Consider the following 14,548-nt stretch of genomic DNA (forward strand, 5'->3'; position numbering starts at 1 on the left):
GCGGACGGGCCGGACGGTACTTACGTCCGTGGCACGGCATTCAGCAGCTGCCGGCCGTCCGCCAGCCGTCCGATGTTGGCAGCGATGTCCGCCGCCCGGCGTTCGAACGTGACCCGCGCATGACCGGAGTGGTGCGGGGTAAGGACGGTGTTGTCCAAGGCGGCAAACGGGAGTTTCGCCGGGGGCACCACACCGTCGGCGGGGGTGCCCCACCACACGTCGATTCCTGCGCCGGCGATGCTCCGTGACTGCAGGGCATCGAACAGTGCCTGTTGATTGACGACTGCTCCCCGCGCAACGTTGATAAGGAGGGCAGATGACTTCATCGCCGCGAGTTCCGGTGCCCCGATCATTCCCTCCGTCGAAGCGTCCAGTGGCACGGTGACCACCACGACGTCGGAGGCCGCCAGCAGCTCCTGGAGCTGGTGGATGCCCCCCACCCAACTCAGGGCGACCCCATCCGCGACGCGCGCCTCAGGATTCTTGCGGACAGCCCGCACGTCCATGCCCAGCAGGCCGGCGATCCGCGCCACCTCGGAGCCGATGGAGCCCATGCCCACCAGGCCCATGGTCATGCCCCCCAGGGTCGGATGGAACGGCACGGCGGGGTCGGTGGCGATGGTCCGCCAGCTGCCTTCGCGGACCGCACGGTCAGCGGCCAGGACGTTGCGGGACAGCATCAAGGTGACCATCAGGACGTGTTCGGCAATGGGCCGCGCGTGGTGGAACGTGTTGGCCACCACGGCTTCCCGTGCGAGGTCCCGCAACGGGATCTTGTCGTAGCCGGCGCCGGTGACGTGCACGAGTTTCACGCGGCCGGCGGCGGCCGCCTGATCCGGACTCAACGACGAACAGACCACGACGTCGGCACTCGCCAGTGCCTGCAGCTGGCGGTCGGCCGGCCACACCGCCGCCATGTCCCAGTGGTGCGCCGCGCCGTCGTGACGCAGCTGCTCCTCGAAACGGCTGATGATGGGATCGGTGACCACGATTCTCAGGCTCTTGCGTGAAGACTCGGGTGCGCTCACCACCGTGGACTCTGCAGCTCGTAGGACGGGTGCAGACGCTTCATGTATCCGGTGTCGTCCCTGCTCGTGAGCCCGCATTCCAGATACTGCCGGTGGAGGCGCTCCAACGCGTCACGGTCCAGCTCGATTCCCAAGCCGGGTCCCGTGGGGACCTGGACGGCCCCGTTGCTGAAGGCGAAGGTCCCGGCAGCGATGACGTCCTCTTCCGGGTCCTTCCACGGCCAGTGGGTGTCGCAGGCATAGTCCAGGTTGGGCGTTGCCGCGGCCAGGTGGACCATCGCGGCGAGGCTGATGCCGAGGTGGGAGTTCGAGTGCATGGACAGGCCCAGGCCGAAGGTCCCGGTGATGCCGGCCAGGGACTGTGACCGCCGGAGGCCTCCCCAGAAATGGTGGTCCGAGAGGATGACATCCACCGCGCCCGCAGCGACGGCGGGGGCCACGTCAGCGAAACTCACCACACACATGTTGGTCGCCAGCGGCATCCCGACTTCGCGACGGACCGCGGCCATCCCTTCGATGCCCGGGGTGGGATCTTCCAGGTACTCCAGGATGCCATTCAGTTCTTTGCCCACCCGGATGGACGTCTCCACGGTCCAGGCCCCGTTGGGATCAATCCTGAGCGGCATTCCGGGGAACTCGGCGCGCAGCGCCTTGACGGCGGCCACTTCTTCTTCGGGCGGGAAGACGCCGCCTTTAAGCTTCAAGGCCGAGAACCCGTACTCGTCCACCATCTTGCGGGCCTGCCGCACGATTCCTGCGGGGTCTACCGCGGGACCCCAGCGGTCGTCGTCCTGGCCGGGGTGTCCGGCCCACTTGTAGAACAGGTATCCGCTGAACTGCACGGCGTCGCGGACAGCGCCGCCGAGAAGATCGCTGATGGGGCGGCCCAAAAGCTTGCCCTGGATGTCAAGGGCAGCCACGTCGAAGGCTGACAGGACGCGGTCGGTAGTGCTGGACCCGGTCACCATGCCACTCATGCCGTGCCCGCCCTGCACACTGTCGTGCTGCAGTGCCGCGGCGATGCGGCTTCGAAGTTCGTTGATATTGAACACGTCCGTGCCGGGCAGGGCGGCAGCCGCGGCTCCAAGGCGTGCCAGATGGCCGGCGTCGCCATAGGTCTCGCCGATCCCGCTGATGCCGGAGTCCGTGTGGACCTCCACGATGGCCCGGAGGGCGTAGGGCTCGTGTACCCCCACGGTGTTCAGCAACGGCGGGTCCTTGAAGGCCACGGGCGTGATGGTGGCGCTCGTGATGGTGACCTGGTCCAAGTGTTCTGCCTGCTCATTCACGGGGTTCACTGCGGTGTGCTCCTTTGGCGTAGGTCAGCGGACCGATCCGGTGCCGTGCGATGTCACCGCCACTAGTGGCTTCCGCTTCCGCTGCTGGAACGAACATAATAGTTCCAACCGATACAAGTCCAAGCCATAGAATGCACTCAATAATCCACGAAAGGTATTGATGTTTTCCTTGCCCCAGCTTGAAGCGTTTGTGGCCGTCGCCGAAGAGCTGCACTTCGGTGCGGCCGCAGTCCGACTGAACATGACACAGCCTCCCTTGAGCCGGCAGATCCAGATGCTGGAGAAGCAGTTGGGCACTCAACTCTTCGGCCGCACCAGCAGAAAGGTTGAACTGACCCCTGCCGGCGTGATGCTGCTGCCCAGGGCGAGGCAAATCCTTGACCTGTGCATCAAAACTGATCTGGATGTCCGGCGCGTCTCCTCCGGCGACGCCGGCTCCATAACGGTCGCGTACACCGCCATCGCCGGCCAGAGCGCCCTGCCCCAACTGCTCAAGCGAGCCGCGGAGATCATGCCCGGAGTCTCGTTCGTTTTGAGGGAACTCGTATCGACCGATCAGATGGACGGGCTGGTCAAGGGAAACGTCGACGTCGGGCTGCTCCGTCCCGTGGTCGCCCGGCCAGGGATCGTTTCCCGGCCCATCATGACAGACCGGCTGGTTGTCGCGATCCCGTCGGGCAGTTCGATTCTGGGGAGCCTGCCGGACATGAACGCGCCGCTGCCCCTGGTCATGCTGGACCGGCTGCCGCTGCTGATGTACTCGACGAAGGAGGCCCGGTACTTTCATGACCTGGTGCTGCGGCTGTTTGCCAGCGCGGGCGCCCACGCCAACATCACGCAGTATGCAAGCCAGATTCCGGCCCTTCTCGCGTTCGTTCAAGCGGGCCTGGGTGTGACCCTCGTCCCCGCCTCAGCTATGGCGTCGTCGCCCCCCGGTGTGGAGTTTCACGAGATCAGTGGAAGCCACGGGATACGGGAGCTCAACCGGGTCGACCTGGAACTCGCCTGGAACGAACAAACAGCGAATCCTGCAGTAAGGCGGATGCTGGAACTCATTGACTCCACAGGACTGGACGCCCCGGCCGCGCATGTGAGTGCCCAGCGGGTCTGAACGCCTCCACGTAGGCCTGGCCGCCTCGGCGACGTCCCATACCTGGCCCGGCCGTGGCCTGAAACTGGAAGGCCAAGGGGCCGACGACGACTGGGGGAGAGAACCCCGGTCTCAGAGGGCTCTCAAGCGTCGCCGGCCCCGTCTAACACCGGGCCAGAAGCCCGGTAAGTGAACGTGTTCGGCCCACCGCCTCGCAGCGTTCGGCAGGGGCGCGAGCCTTCTACTATTCAACACCTTTCAGGCACGAACGGGGAGAGATATCTGACGGTTTAATCCAGAGGGTTCATCCTTTCCGGGTGACGGCACAGGGACAGGGAAGTCATAGCGTGGGGTTACGCCGGAACCGGAGAAAATGCTCGGCTGTTGTGCCGCTGGGTGGCTGGCAGGCAGGTTGCCGGTGCCGGCGGCAGTCCATGGCCGTGACGGCCCCGGGGAAGCGAGTGAGCGATGTTGGCCCTGAAGAAACGCGCTGCAGTCACCTCCGAATCGCGGGCGCTCGTCATCGGCAGTGCAGGCTTTCTCGTCCTCGGAGCGATCGCGTTCCTGCTGGTGGGGCGCGAGCCTGTTGCGTTGTCCGGACGGGGTTCCGTGGGGGACATCGCTGCGCTCGGGACAGCGGTCCTCGGTGCTGCAGCGGTGGTGATCGGATCCCGGCAAGGCCGGGGGCCCGAAGCGCCGCACGCCATCGGCGGCGGCCGGACACGCGACATCATCGACGTCGCCGCACTTGCACTGGCGCATGCCTGCATCTTCCTGCTCGGCTGGCTGGCGCTGTTCTCGATCTTCCAGCGGGCCTTCGTGGGCGCAGTCCTGTACCCGCTGGCAGCAGCGATCCTCGTCGGGGTCACCGGAGCGGTCAGTGCATACATCGCGTACCTCTCGGCAGTCACTATGAACGCCTACCGGCTCGCCGCGCTCCTCGCCGTTTTCCTCGTCACCGGGGTTCTGACGAGCATGCTCACCGCGGAAGACCCGCAGTGGTGGCAGGAAAACCTTAGTGCCCTTGGCATGAGCTCGGACGCCTCCGGGGTGGCGTTCAACGTCACGCTGATCGTCGCCGGCGTCGTGGTGACAACCCTGGCCGGATATGCCACGAGGACCCTCGACGCGACGGCGGGCACCGCGTCCGCGCGACGCCGGGTGCGCCAGCTGGAAGGCGGCATCATCCTCATCGGAGTGCTCCTCGCTTGCGTGGGGCTGTTCCCGGTCGATGAGCAGTTCTGGCTGCACACGGCGGCAGCGTCCGGCATGGTGGTGGTATTCGGAACCCTGATTGTCCGCATGCGCACGCTGGTTCCCTCGATCCCGGCAACTTTCAACGTGCTGGGGCTGGTGTTCCTGGCGGTCATCGCCTTCGCCGTCCTGATGTACTTCCCGTTCGCCTATTACAACCTCACCGCGGTGGAGCTCATTGCCGCCTCGCTGGTCTTTGCCTGGCTGATCGTCCTGATCCGAAACCTGGCCGCCGTCGACGCCGACCAGCTCGCCGGGAGCCCGCCGGGCCGCCCGCCTGTCCAGCGCACCGACAGCGCAAGCCAGCCGGCTGTCACCGGAGTGGACGGGCAGTCTAGCGAAGCCTGATGAACCGACGAGTAGGACTGGGCATGAAGAAATCGCAGCGGAGCCGCCGCGCAGTGGTGCCTATCGTGGGCCAGCTCCGTTCCTACGACCGTGCCTGGTTGCGGGGCGACCTGATCGCCGGGGTGACTGTCGCGGCCCTGATCGTTCCGAAGAACCTGGGCTATGCCGGTATCGCGGGGATCCCGCTGCAGAACGGCCTCTACGCGGCCGCGGCGGGCGCGATCGTGTACGGAGTCCTCGGCTCCTGCCGGCAGATCTCGATGGGACCCAGCTCCGGCCTGGCGGCGGTGGCCGCGAGCGCCGTGCTCGCTGCCGGCATTACCAGCGAGCAGGACGTGGCCTCGTTCGTTGCGGGGATCACCCTGGCCTCCGGCATCCTGTTCCTGCTACTGGCCGTCGCGAAGATGGGCTGGATCGCCCAGTTCCTCTCGCGGGCCGTGGTCACCGGGTTCCTCTTCGGCGCGGCGATCGACGTCGTCATCGGGGAGCTCCCGAAACTGACCGGGACCGAGGTCACCGGCTCCAACCCGATCCAGGAACTCCGGTCGTGGCTCGGGACCCTGGGCGAGGCGCACCAGACCACCGTGCTGGTGGGTGTCATCGCGCTGGCCGTCGTCTTCGGGCTGAAGGCGGTCGCTCCCAGAGTCCCCGGCGCCCTGGTCCTGGTGGTGGGCGGGCTGCTGGCGGCGGCCGTGTTCGATCTCGGGGCCAAGGGCGTGGCGTTGGTGGGTGACGTGCCGAGCGGGTTGCCTTCGCCAGAGATCCCGGACGGGCAGCTGATGTGGGACAACGCAGGAACCGTTGCGGTCGCGGCGGTGGCGCTGGTCCTGATCGGCTTTTCCCAGACTGCGGGCGACGCGCGGGCGTTCGCCGCCAAGCACCGCTACCAGATCGACATCAACCAGGAGTCCGTTGCCCAGTCATTCGCCAACATGGCCGCGGGATTGTTCAAGGGGATGCCGGTCTCTACGAGCCTCTCGGCGAGCTCGCTCAACGACCACTCCGGGGCGAAGACGGGCCTGGCCTCCCTCACATCCGGTGCCACTGTCCTGCTGACACTGCTGTTCCTGGCGCCGCTGTTCTCGATCCTGCCCAAACCGGTGCTGGCGGCGCTGATCATCGAAGCCGTTGTGATGGGCATGATGAACTTGCCGGAGATGCGGCGGCTGGCCCGCGTCCAAAGGTTTGATTTCTGGATTGCTGTCGCGGCCATTGTTGGCACCCTGATTTTCGGTGTCCTCGCGGGCGTCATCATCGGGATCGGGCTCTCGCTCATCTGGCTCGTCGGTGTAGCCACCCACCCGGAGATGCCGTCCTTGGGACGGGAACGGGGCACACAGGTCTTCCGCGAGGTGGATGAGAACCCCGGCGACGAAGTGATCCCCGGAGTGGCTGTGATCCGGTTCGACGGCGGCCTCTTCTTCGCCACCGCGGACGCGCTGGAGGACCGTCTGCGCGAGACGATCCACTCGACACCGGACCTGACAGGCATTGTGCTGGACTGCGCGGGAATCAACTTTGTCGACTCCCAGGGCGCCGCGAAGATGGCAGACATCGTGGACCTCGCCCGGGAGGCCGGCGTCACCCTGCGCTTGGCCCGGCTGAAACCCACGGTCCGGGCCACTCTGGCCAGGGACGGCGTGATCGAGCGCCTCGGGGAAGACAACATCCACGGAAACATCTTCCGGGCCGTTCAGGCCGAACAAGCCGCCGCCGGGAAGGGCCTTGGCGATGAGCCGGGTTAGCGGCCTGGCCGGAAGCTCACCCGCGGGGAATGATTGCCCCGCCCCGACGGACGGCTAGCTTTGGGCTAGCACGTCCTACGAAACCCGGAGGCGATCACGTATGAACCCGCCCAAGGGCGGCGGCACCCAGGCGGAGCCATTCAACGGCAGGCTCGCACTGCTGCTGGCGATGGCAATGTTCGTGCTCGTCGTCGACACATCGATTATGAACGTCTCCATCTCCGCTGTGGTGAGGGACATCGGGTCGACAGTCAGCGGCCTCCAGTCAGCGATCGCCCTTGAGGCGCTGGTCTCTGCCGCCTTCATCCTGATCGGCGGCAAAATTGGGGATCTGATCGGGCGCAAACGCGCGTACGTGATTGGCCTTGTCTGCTACGCCATTGGTGCCATCGCCATGACGTTGGCTCAGAGCCTCCTCCCCATCATCATTTTCTGGGCGGTGATCGGCGGTCTCGGAGCCTCGCTCCTGCTGCCCGCCATGCAGTCCCTCATCCACGGAAATTTCGAGGGGGCGGCGCAGAAACGGGTCTATGCCCTGGTGGGCGCCTCGGCTGCGATTGCTGCGGCCGTGGGGCCCCTGCTCGGCGGGTTCATCACCACGTTCCTGTCGTGGCGCGTCGCCTTTATGCTTGAGGCCGTCATCATTGCGGTGGTGCTGTTCGGCATCAAACTGGTTCACGATGTTCCGTTTGTGGGATCACGGTCCTTGGACCTGGTCGGTTCGGTCCTCTCCATTGTGGGGATGGGCGGCATTGTGCTTGGCATCCTGGTGTGGCAGGAAGGCGGCGAAGCGGTGGGCGCCCTTCTGGCGGTGGGTGCGGTCGGACTGGGGGGCCTGATCTACTGGCTCCTCAGGCGCAAGCGCCTCGACAAAGCCACCCTGGTGGACCCGGACCTGTTCCAGTCGAAAGCCTTCCGCTTCGGCGCCACAGGACAGATGCTTCAGCAGATCGCCCTCGGCGGAACCATGATCGTGCTTCCCATCTACCTGCAGATGGTGCTCGGATACAACGCCATGCAGGCAGGGTTGTCGATCGCGCCCCTCTCGCTGACCATGTTCGCCGTCGCAATGATCGCCGGAAAGCGGGCAGGGGCGCGCAGGCCGGCAAATCTGATCCTTTGGGGCTTCCTGCTCTTGATTGTGGGCCTGCTCGTTCTGGTTCCGATCGTGCCGCGTGCGGACTCCGGTTGGTGGCTTCTGGTGCCGCTCGTTATTGCAGGATGCGGTCTGGGGCTGCTGGTGTCCCAGCTCAACAACTACACCTTGTCTCCGATCTCGGATGAGCGGGTCAGCGAGGCTGCCAGCGTGAACTCGGCCGCAGGATCGTTCGGCCTGTCCTTCGGGCTCGCGTTCGCCGGCGGGATCATGCTCGCATCGCTCTCGACCATCTTCATCGGCATGTCCAATTCCAGCACGGTCCTCGCACCCGACCAACAGCAGCAGGTCGCGACGGTACTGGAAGAAGACGCCCAGGTGATGAGCGACGCGCAACTTCAGGAACAGCTCGCCGGCCAGCCGGAGGACATCCAGAACGAAATCATCCGGATCAACACGGAAGCGCGGCCACTGGCCCTCCAGATCGCCTTGGCGGTTCCGCTTCTGGCCGGCCTGGCCGGGCTGTTCACGTCCTTCCGGATGAAGAGGCTTCCCGACCCCAAACCCTCCGGGACCGGCGAAGGGGCGATCCTGGGTTGAACGGTGCAGCGGTCATTTCCCATCCGGGATTTCACCCGCAGCGGATGAGGAAATGACCCGGTCCCGAAGCCGAAGATGTTCTTACCTGCCACTGGTCAGGCAGCCAGGCGATTATCCGGACCTGCACTTAGTTTCAATTCGAGCCGCATCAACTGAAAGCAGGGAGCCACATGAGTTTCTGGGAAAACTTTTGGAACATATTCTGGTGGTTCCTTTGTGTGTACGCATTCATTGCCTTCCTCTACGCACTATTCGTCATCATCGGTGACATTTTTCGGGACCACGAGCTGAACGGATGGTTGAAAGCCATCTGGATCGTATTTCTGGCGTTTGTGCCCTTCTTGAGCGTGCTGGTGTACCTGATTGCCCGCGGCAAGGGCATGGTAGAACGGGCCGGGGAACGGGCCCGGAAAGACCAGGAGGCCTCGGACGCGTACATCCGCCAAGTCGCCACCGCGAGTCCAACCGAGGAGATTGCCAAAGCCAAGGCTCTCTTGGACTCCGGCACCATCAGCCCCGACGAGTTCGAGAAGATCAAGAGCAGCGTGCTGGTCTGACACGTGACCAGGAGCGCCCCGGCGACTGTGATCGCAGGGGCGCTTTTGGCGTGTTCAAAGCTGCAGGAGCGTGTAGCCGACAATGAATACCCCGATAGCCAGGGTTGCGATCGCCGCAAGCATGCGTCCGTTCCGCTCCATCCAGGCGTAGATGGCCGTCAGGGGCACTTCGGCCCGCTCCGGGGAGCGCAGCCATACGGCGATAGGCACAACGACAGCTGACTGGGTGACGACGGCGTAGGCGAGGACCAGTACGGCTCCCACGAACAACGTCGGTTCCCGCACGCTGATCACCGCACCGGCCGCGACGGCCAGCAGGATCGCCTTGGGGCGCAGGTTCAGGCCAAGGCCCAGGACCACGAATTCCCACGGGCGCGCGGATTGGAACTTCGTTTGGAGTTTTCCGACGACGGCACTGTCCGTCTGGCTTCTGTGCCAGAAAAGGTAGATGGCGTAGCCGATGAGCAAGACGCCGACCACCAGGCCAATCTGTGCCAGCAATTCGTCCTGTCTCAGTGTCGGCCGGCCGGGCAGGAATTGCAGCCCGACAGCCGACAGGCCGACAACCACGATCGATCCGGCAACACTGCCGATGAGGAAGGGCAGAGCACCACGCCGCGGAGCGGGGGAGAGCAGGATCATGATGGTGATGCTCACGGGCACGGTGCTGATCGCCCCCGCGAGGGCAAACAGTGCCAGGCTGGTGACCACGCTCAGCACTTGGAAGTCACCTGGCCAGTGCAAGAACCCGAGGGCATGTCACGCCTTCGGGGTGCTGCCGGGGTCTGGGCGGCCTGGTCGCTGACGTCCGCGGCGGGCGCGGATCGCGGCGTCTTCTTCCTTGAGGAGCTGTTCGAGGTCCTTCTTGTCGCCCGTCAACGGCCGCCACCATGAGATGGACGGGTCTGAATCGAGCAGTAGGGCGCGGACAAAGAGCGTCAGGGGGACGGCGAGGACGGCGCCAACAGGTCCAAGGACTACGGCCCAGAAGAGGACGGATACAAATGTCAGAGTCTCGCTGAGCGACACCGCGTTGCCCACATACTTGGGTTGGATGATGGACTGAACGACGCTGTTGATCCCGCCGTAGATGATGATGATCGCCCAGACGGTCGGCCAGCCACCGGTGAGGAATCCAAGGAACAGTGGCGGGATAATCGCAATGAAGTATCCAATGTTGGGGATAAAGCTGCAGATGAAGGACAACAACCCCCAGAGCAGGGCGCCGGGAACCTGCAGGATGACCAGGACCAGCCAGTTGAACATCCCCTGGGCGATTCCGAGGATAGTAGTGGCGACCATATAACGGCGCACGCCGGTTCCGAAACCATTGAACGCGGAGACCAGCGCCGGCCGGTGGAAGTTCAGCTGCGTCAGGAGCGCCGGTATGCGCGAGCCATCCACGGCCATGAGGATGAGCATCGTCAGGATGATCACGAGGCTGCCCACCAAGCCCGCGACGTTGCCCAGGAGGCCGCCGAGGAAGCCGAGGATGCGGCCGGGAGTGAACCCGTCCAAAACCGCCTGGGCTTGCTCGGGGCCGAAACCTAAAGATTCCAGCATTCCCGCGATGTAAGCGCCGAGCTGGGCCATCTGGGGAGCATATTGCGGCAGCAGCGCGGAAAACTGGGCGAGTGAGGCAACCAGCACTCCAGCGAATGCGGCCAGCAAACCGAAGACCGCTGCAATGGTCGTTCCTGTGGCTATGCCCCGGGAAATTCCTCTTGCCTGCATCCAGCGCCGCAGGGGATGCACGCAGAGGGTAAGAACGAATGCAAAGAACACGGGGGTGAAAATCCCTCGCGTGGCTGCCAGACCGAAAGCCACGACAGCCGCACATGCCAAAGTGAGCAGGATGATCGCTGAGCGGGGGAGGACAGGGCGTGGAGATGAATCCGCTGGATCCGGGCCCATTGAGCCCTCCTTCGTTCGCCTTGGAATCAGTCTAGGGACGCCGCGGCCCGCTGAGTAGGGGCCGGGTGGCACCCCCGGTCCGGGTCAGCTTGTGACCCTGGCTTTGATCCTTTGGAACTCCTCAGGAGTGATGGTTCCCGCGTCCATGAGGGCCTTGGCTTTGGCGATTTCCTCGGTGGGGCTCGCGCTGGCGACGCTGCGGATATAGGAATCGGCTTCCTCCTGGTCCCGGCGGGACCGTTCCATGGACCGCTGGGCCAGGCCCTTGCCGCGGGCCACCATGTAGACCAGCAGCGTCAGGAAGGGCAGGAACGCCAGGAGGACGATCCAGACGGCCTTCCACCAGCCGCTCAAATCCTTGTCGCGAAAGAGGTCGGCAATGACGATGAACAACGCATACAGGAAGGCGAAGAATGCGTACACGACGAAAAACCACCAGAAGATGTCCCAGAAGTTCTCCCAGAAACTCATTTGGTTTCCCTACTTTCCATTGATGTGGCATTGTCCGTGAACGCAGCCTCGGTTCAGATTGAGGTCAACTGCCGGTCTGGAGCATTGTGCAACCTAGCACCGAACCTCGCTGGCGAGGTCACTCAAAGCGGCCTGGACGGTTGCCACCTCGTCCCGCAGGGAGTCGATGGCTGAGGTGAGCGTGGCGTCGTCGGGAATATCGTTGACGGCGGAAGCGAGCTGTTCTTCAGCCGACCTGACGGCGTCCACCCGTGCTTGGGCCGCGGACCCTGCCGTGCTGAGGAGATCGTCGTAGGTCTTCTCCACCTGATCCAGTGCCGAGTTGATCTGCTCCAACGTGGCACCAGGCTTGAGGGTGTTCTTGAAACCTGTCAGCGCCTCCGCAAAGGCGTCGGCGGCTGCGCACACGGGCGAGACGCTTGGCTTCGGGCTTGGTGTGCTGGCGGTCGGGCTTGGTGTGCTGGCGGTTGGGCTTGGTGTGCTGGCGGTTGGGCTTGATGTGCTGGCTGTTGGACTGGATGTGTTCGCCGGCGGCGTGGCCGTGGTGCAGCCTGCCAGCAGCACGAGGGTTGCGCCGAGCGGTAACAACCAAGCCAGGACTCGTCGTGGCATCGACATGGGAGGCCCCCTCCGGGATGGGCATTCGGCTGGCAGCCCAATCACCGCCAGATAAGACCATCGTTGGCCCGGATCCGGGGGTGCGCCTCACCCGCCGGGGGTGATACGGCGTTATGCGAGGGACGCAGCGCAGGCCGCGGCGACCGGCTTTAGCGCGTCGCAGGGGCTGTCCGGAGCACGGCCATTTGTGGGAAGATGCGGGCATGCGCGCCAAGGAGCTGCTGAAACCGGTGGCATTCCCGAAACTCATAGCGTGTCCACGTCCGCTCGATAACGATGCGGGTCGGCCGTGAACCACTCCGGCTGAAAGGAACTGGCATGACATTCTGGGAATTCTTTTGGCTGATGATTTCGTTTCTGCTTTATGTTTCGTACTTGGTGGTGCTATTTCTCATCGTCAAAGACATTTTCTCTGACTCCACGCGCCCCGGGTGGAGCAAGGCAGTCTGGGTGCTTGTCCTCTTAATCCTCCCGGTCCTCGGCGGCCTTGCGTATTTGATTGCCTTCGGGCAGTCCATGTCGCTACGGCAGGCCGCGCGGAACGATGTGTCGAAGGAGGATTTTGACGATTATGTCCGTCGAACGGCCGGAACCAACCCGGCCGAGCAGATCGCCCAGGCCAAGACCTTGATGGACGACGGCGCCTTGACGGCCCAGGAGTTCGCCGCGCTGAAACAACGCGTGCTTGGCCAGTAGGAGCTGCCGCGGACGATTCACCCGCGGGAGGTGATGCGCCAGCTTCTTGCCGGTGGTGGAATCGTGCTGGAAATCCGCCCCCGATCTGAAGGAGACGACATGTGCCGTTGGCTAGCGTATTCAGGGTCGCCCGTGCGATTGGATGACCTCCTCTACAAACCCGCCAACTCCCTCGTCATGCAGAGCAAACACGCAAAGATGGGAGTCGAGACCACCAATGGTGACGGGTTCGGCGTCGGCTGGTACGGTGCCGCGCCGGTTCCCGGGGTGTTCCACAGCACGGAGCCTGCCTGGCACGACCGCAACCTGCGCGAGCTCGCAGGGCATGCCTCGTCCGGCCGCGTGTTCGCACATATCCGTGCCACGACCGGCACAGCCGTTCAGCAGACGAACTGCCACCCGTTCCGCCACGGGCAGTGGCTCTGGATGCACAACGGGGTCCTCGCGGAATTTCCTAAAGTGAAGCGTGATTTGGCCATGGCCGTCGAGCCCAGCCTCTACCCGGAGATCGAAGGATCAACCGACTCGGAAATGTTCTTCTACCTCGCCCTGACCTTCGGCCTGGAACGGGACCCCCGCGCGGCAGTCGCTGAGGCGGTGGGATTCATCGAAGACGCCGGTCGGCGCCACGGCATCGAGCATCCGATCCAGATGACCGTAGCAACTACCGACGGCGACACCACCTGGGCGTTCCGCTACTCCAGCGAGCGCAACTCCCGGTCACTTTTCCACAGCGCCGACATCGCAACGCTCCGCGCCCAGTACCCGGACAACCCCATACTCCACGAGCTCGCGGACGATGCGCGGTTGGTGGTGTCCGAACCGCTGGGGGATCTCCGCGGGGCATGGCAGGAGATACCGGAAGCCACGTGCGTCGTTGTGCACGGCGGAGGTCAGGAACTGTACCCGTTTGCGCCCACAGCTCCCTAACGCAGCGGCAGCAAAAGACATCACCTGAGGGCGGCCCCCCGCAGAACGCCTTCCGTTGCCGGAGAAGTGGAGCACCAGACCCGTGCATGAGGTCACTCGGTGCGGATGAGGCGCCACGCCGCACCGGGAGCACAGGATGGGAATGCGGCGGTCCGTCGGGCCGCGCTGAACCCAATCAGAAAACGGAGGTTATCAGCATGGCTGATTCATTGGATGAACTGGGGCCGGTTGACTGGCTCGTCGTGGAGTTTCCCGGGCCCAACTTCGGTGAAGGCCAGATCGCCCCGTTCCTGGACGACTTGGTCAAGCGTGAGCTCATCAGGGTCCTCGACATGGTTTTCCTGAGGAAGACCGAGGACGGCACACTCGAAACGGCGGAGATCTCCGACCTCGACGAGAGCCAGCTCGGCGAGGTGCGCATGGCCGAGGCCGAACTGGCCATGGTGCTCTCTGAACAGGACGTCATGGACCTGGCCGAGACGATCGCGCCCGGCCACTCCGCCGCCGTCCTCGTCTGGGAGAACCAGTGGGCTGCCCCGTTCGGCGCGGCCGTCCGCAAGGCCGGCGGCCAACTCGTGGCCAGCGGCCGGATCCCGACCCAGGCCGTCATCGCCGCCTTCCAGGCCGACGCCGACGCCGAAGCCCAAACGCCCGAAGGAATAAGGGAAGGAGCCTGACATGCCACTGGCAGCACGACGCAGGCGCAGGACCGCCGCCGCCGTAGGCGGGGCCATTGTGGTCGCCCACGGGATTAACCGACGCGGCGACCGCCGTGAAGACCGAAGGGACGACCGCGGTGACCGCCGCGACGACCGCCGCGATCGCCGCGACTGACGCATCCGATTGAAACCAACCGAGCCGGCTAACGGCACGCACAGGTGCGCATGACCTGATGGGGTCATG

Annotated in this window: 14 protein-coding genes; 8 read left to right on the forward strand and 6 right to left on the reverse strand. The window is 64.6% G+C overall.

Translation table 11 applies throughout. The annotated features are described in order from the left end of the window. Positions 1–20 precede the first annotated feature (20 nt). The gene (locus AB4Y67_RS00865; protein ID WP_441403930.1) at positions 21–1,028 is read right to left on the reverse strand and encodes a 2-hydroxyacid dehydrogenase; all 1,008 of its coding nucleotides are present in this window, start codon (positions 1,026–1,028) and stop codon (positions 21–23) included. Continuing rightward, positions 1,025–2,326, reverse strand: coding sequence for a glucarate dehydratase family protein (locus AB4Y67_RS00870; RefSeq protein WP_441403931.1), 1,302 nt, complete (start codon positions 2,324–2,326; stop codon positions 1,025–1,027). The genes AB4Y67_RS00865 and AB4Y67_RS00870 overlap by 4 nt, the downstream gene beginning before the upstream one ends. A 160-nt stretch (positions 2,327–2,486) precedes the next feature. Here AB4Y67_RS00870 and AB4Y67_RS00875 point away from each other — a divergent pair, with 160 nt between their 5' ends. The 5 genes from AB4Y67_RS00875 to AB4Y67_RS00895 all read left to right on the forward strand — a co-directional run bounded on the left by AB4Y67_RS00875 (position 2,487) and on the right by AB4Y67_RS00895 (position 9,016). Next, a complete protein-coding gene (locus AB4Y67_RS00875) occupies positions 2,487–3,437 on the forward strand; it encodes a LysR substrate-binding domain-containing protein (RefSeq protein WP_441403932.1) in 951 nt (316 codons plus the stop codon). Positions 3,438–3,884: 447 nt separating this feature from the next. Further along, complete coding sequence (locus AB4Y67_RS00880) at positions 3,885–5,018, forward strand: hypothetical protein (protein ID WP_441403933.1); 1,134 nt, start codon at positions 3,885–3,887, stop codon at positions 5,016–5,018. Positions 5,019–5,041: 23 nt separating this feature from the next. Further along, on the forward strand, positions 5,042–6,763 hold the full coding sequence (locus tag AB4Y67_RS00885; RefSeq protein WP_441403934.1) for a SulP family inorganic anion transporter: 1,722 nt from the start codon (positions 5,042–5,044) through the stop codon (positions 6,761–6,763). Positions 6,764–6,863: 100 nt separating this feature from the next. Continuing rightward, positions 6,864–8,459: an MFS transporter gene (locus AB4Y67_RS00890; protein ID WP_441403935.1), complete on the forward strand. Its 1,596-nt coding sequence runs from the start codon at positions 6,864–6,866 to the stop codon at positions 8,457–8,459. A 170-nt stretch (positions 8,460–8,629) separates the two neighbouring features. Then, entirely contained in the window at positions 8,630–9,016 is a 387-nt protein-coding gene (locus AB4Y67_RS00895; RefSeq protein WP_441403936.1) for an SHOCT domain-containing protein, read from the forward strand. A gap of 54 nt (positions 9,017–9,070) precedes the next feature. On the opposite strand, the gene AB4Y67_RS00900 is transcribed toward AB4Y67_RS00895, so the two are convergent. From AB4Y67_RS00900 to AB4Y67_RS00915, 4 genes are all read right to left on the reverse strand, one after another. Next, on the reverse strand, positions 9,071–9,736 hold the full coding sequence (locus AB4Y67_RS00900) for a GAP family protein (protein ID WP_441403937.1): 666 nt from the start codon (positions 9,734–9,736) through the stop codon (positions 9,071–9,073). Between the two features lie 39 nt (positions 9,737–9,775). Next, complete coding sequence (locus AB4Y67_RS00905; RefSeq protein WP_441403938.1) at positions 9,776–10,930, reverse strand: AI-2E family transporter; 1,155 nt, start codon at positions 10,928–10,930, stop codon at positions 9,776–9,778. 84 nt (positions 10,931–11,014) lie between these two features. After that, positions 11,015–11,401, reverse strand: a complete 387-nt coding sequence (locus AB4Y67_RS00910) for an SHOCT domain-containing protein (protein ID WP_441403939.1) — start codon at positions 11,399–11,401, stop codon at positions 11,015–11,017. Between the two features lie 93 nt (positions 11,402–11,494). Then, complete coding sequence (locus AB4Y67_RS00915; RefSeq protein WP_441403940.1) at positions 11,495–11,809, reverse strand: hypothetical protein; 315 nt, start codon at positions 11,807–11,809, stop codon at positions 11,495–11,497. Positions 11,810–12,337: 528 nt separating this feature from the next. Between AB4Y67_RS00915 and AB4Y67_RS00920 the strand changes: the two genes are divergently transcribed. From AB4Y67_RS00920 to AB4Y67_RS00930, 3 genes are all read left to right on the forward strand, one after another. Next, entirely contained in the window at positions 12,338–12,715 is a 378-nt protein-coding gene (locus AB4Y67_RS00920) for a PLDc N-terminal domain-containing protein (protein ID WP_441403941.1), read from the forward strand. 99 nt (positions 12,716–12,814) lie between these two features. Further along, a complete protein-coding gene (locus AB4Y67_RS00925; protein ID WP_441403942.1) occupies positions 12,815–13,645 on the forward strand; it encodes a class II glutamine amidotransferase in 831 nt (276 codons plus the stop codon). A gap of 197 nt (positions 13,646–13,842) precedes the next feature. After that, positions 13,843–14,322 (forward strand): DUF6325 family protein, encoded by a 480-nt coding sequence (locus tag AB4Y67_RS00930; protein WP_441403943.1) that lies wholly within the window; start codon positions 13,843–13,845, stop codon positions 14,320–14,322. Positions 14,323–14,548: the final 226 nt, after the last annotated feature.

The sequence above is a fragment of the Arthrobacter sp. YAF17 genome, assembly GCF_052113365.1.
Taxonomy (GTDB): Bacteria; Actinomycetota; Actinomycetes; order Actinomycetales; family Micrococcaceae; genus Arthrobacter.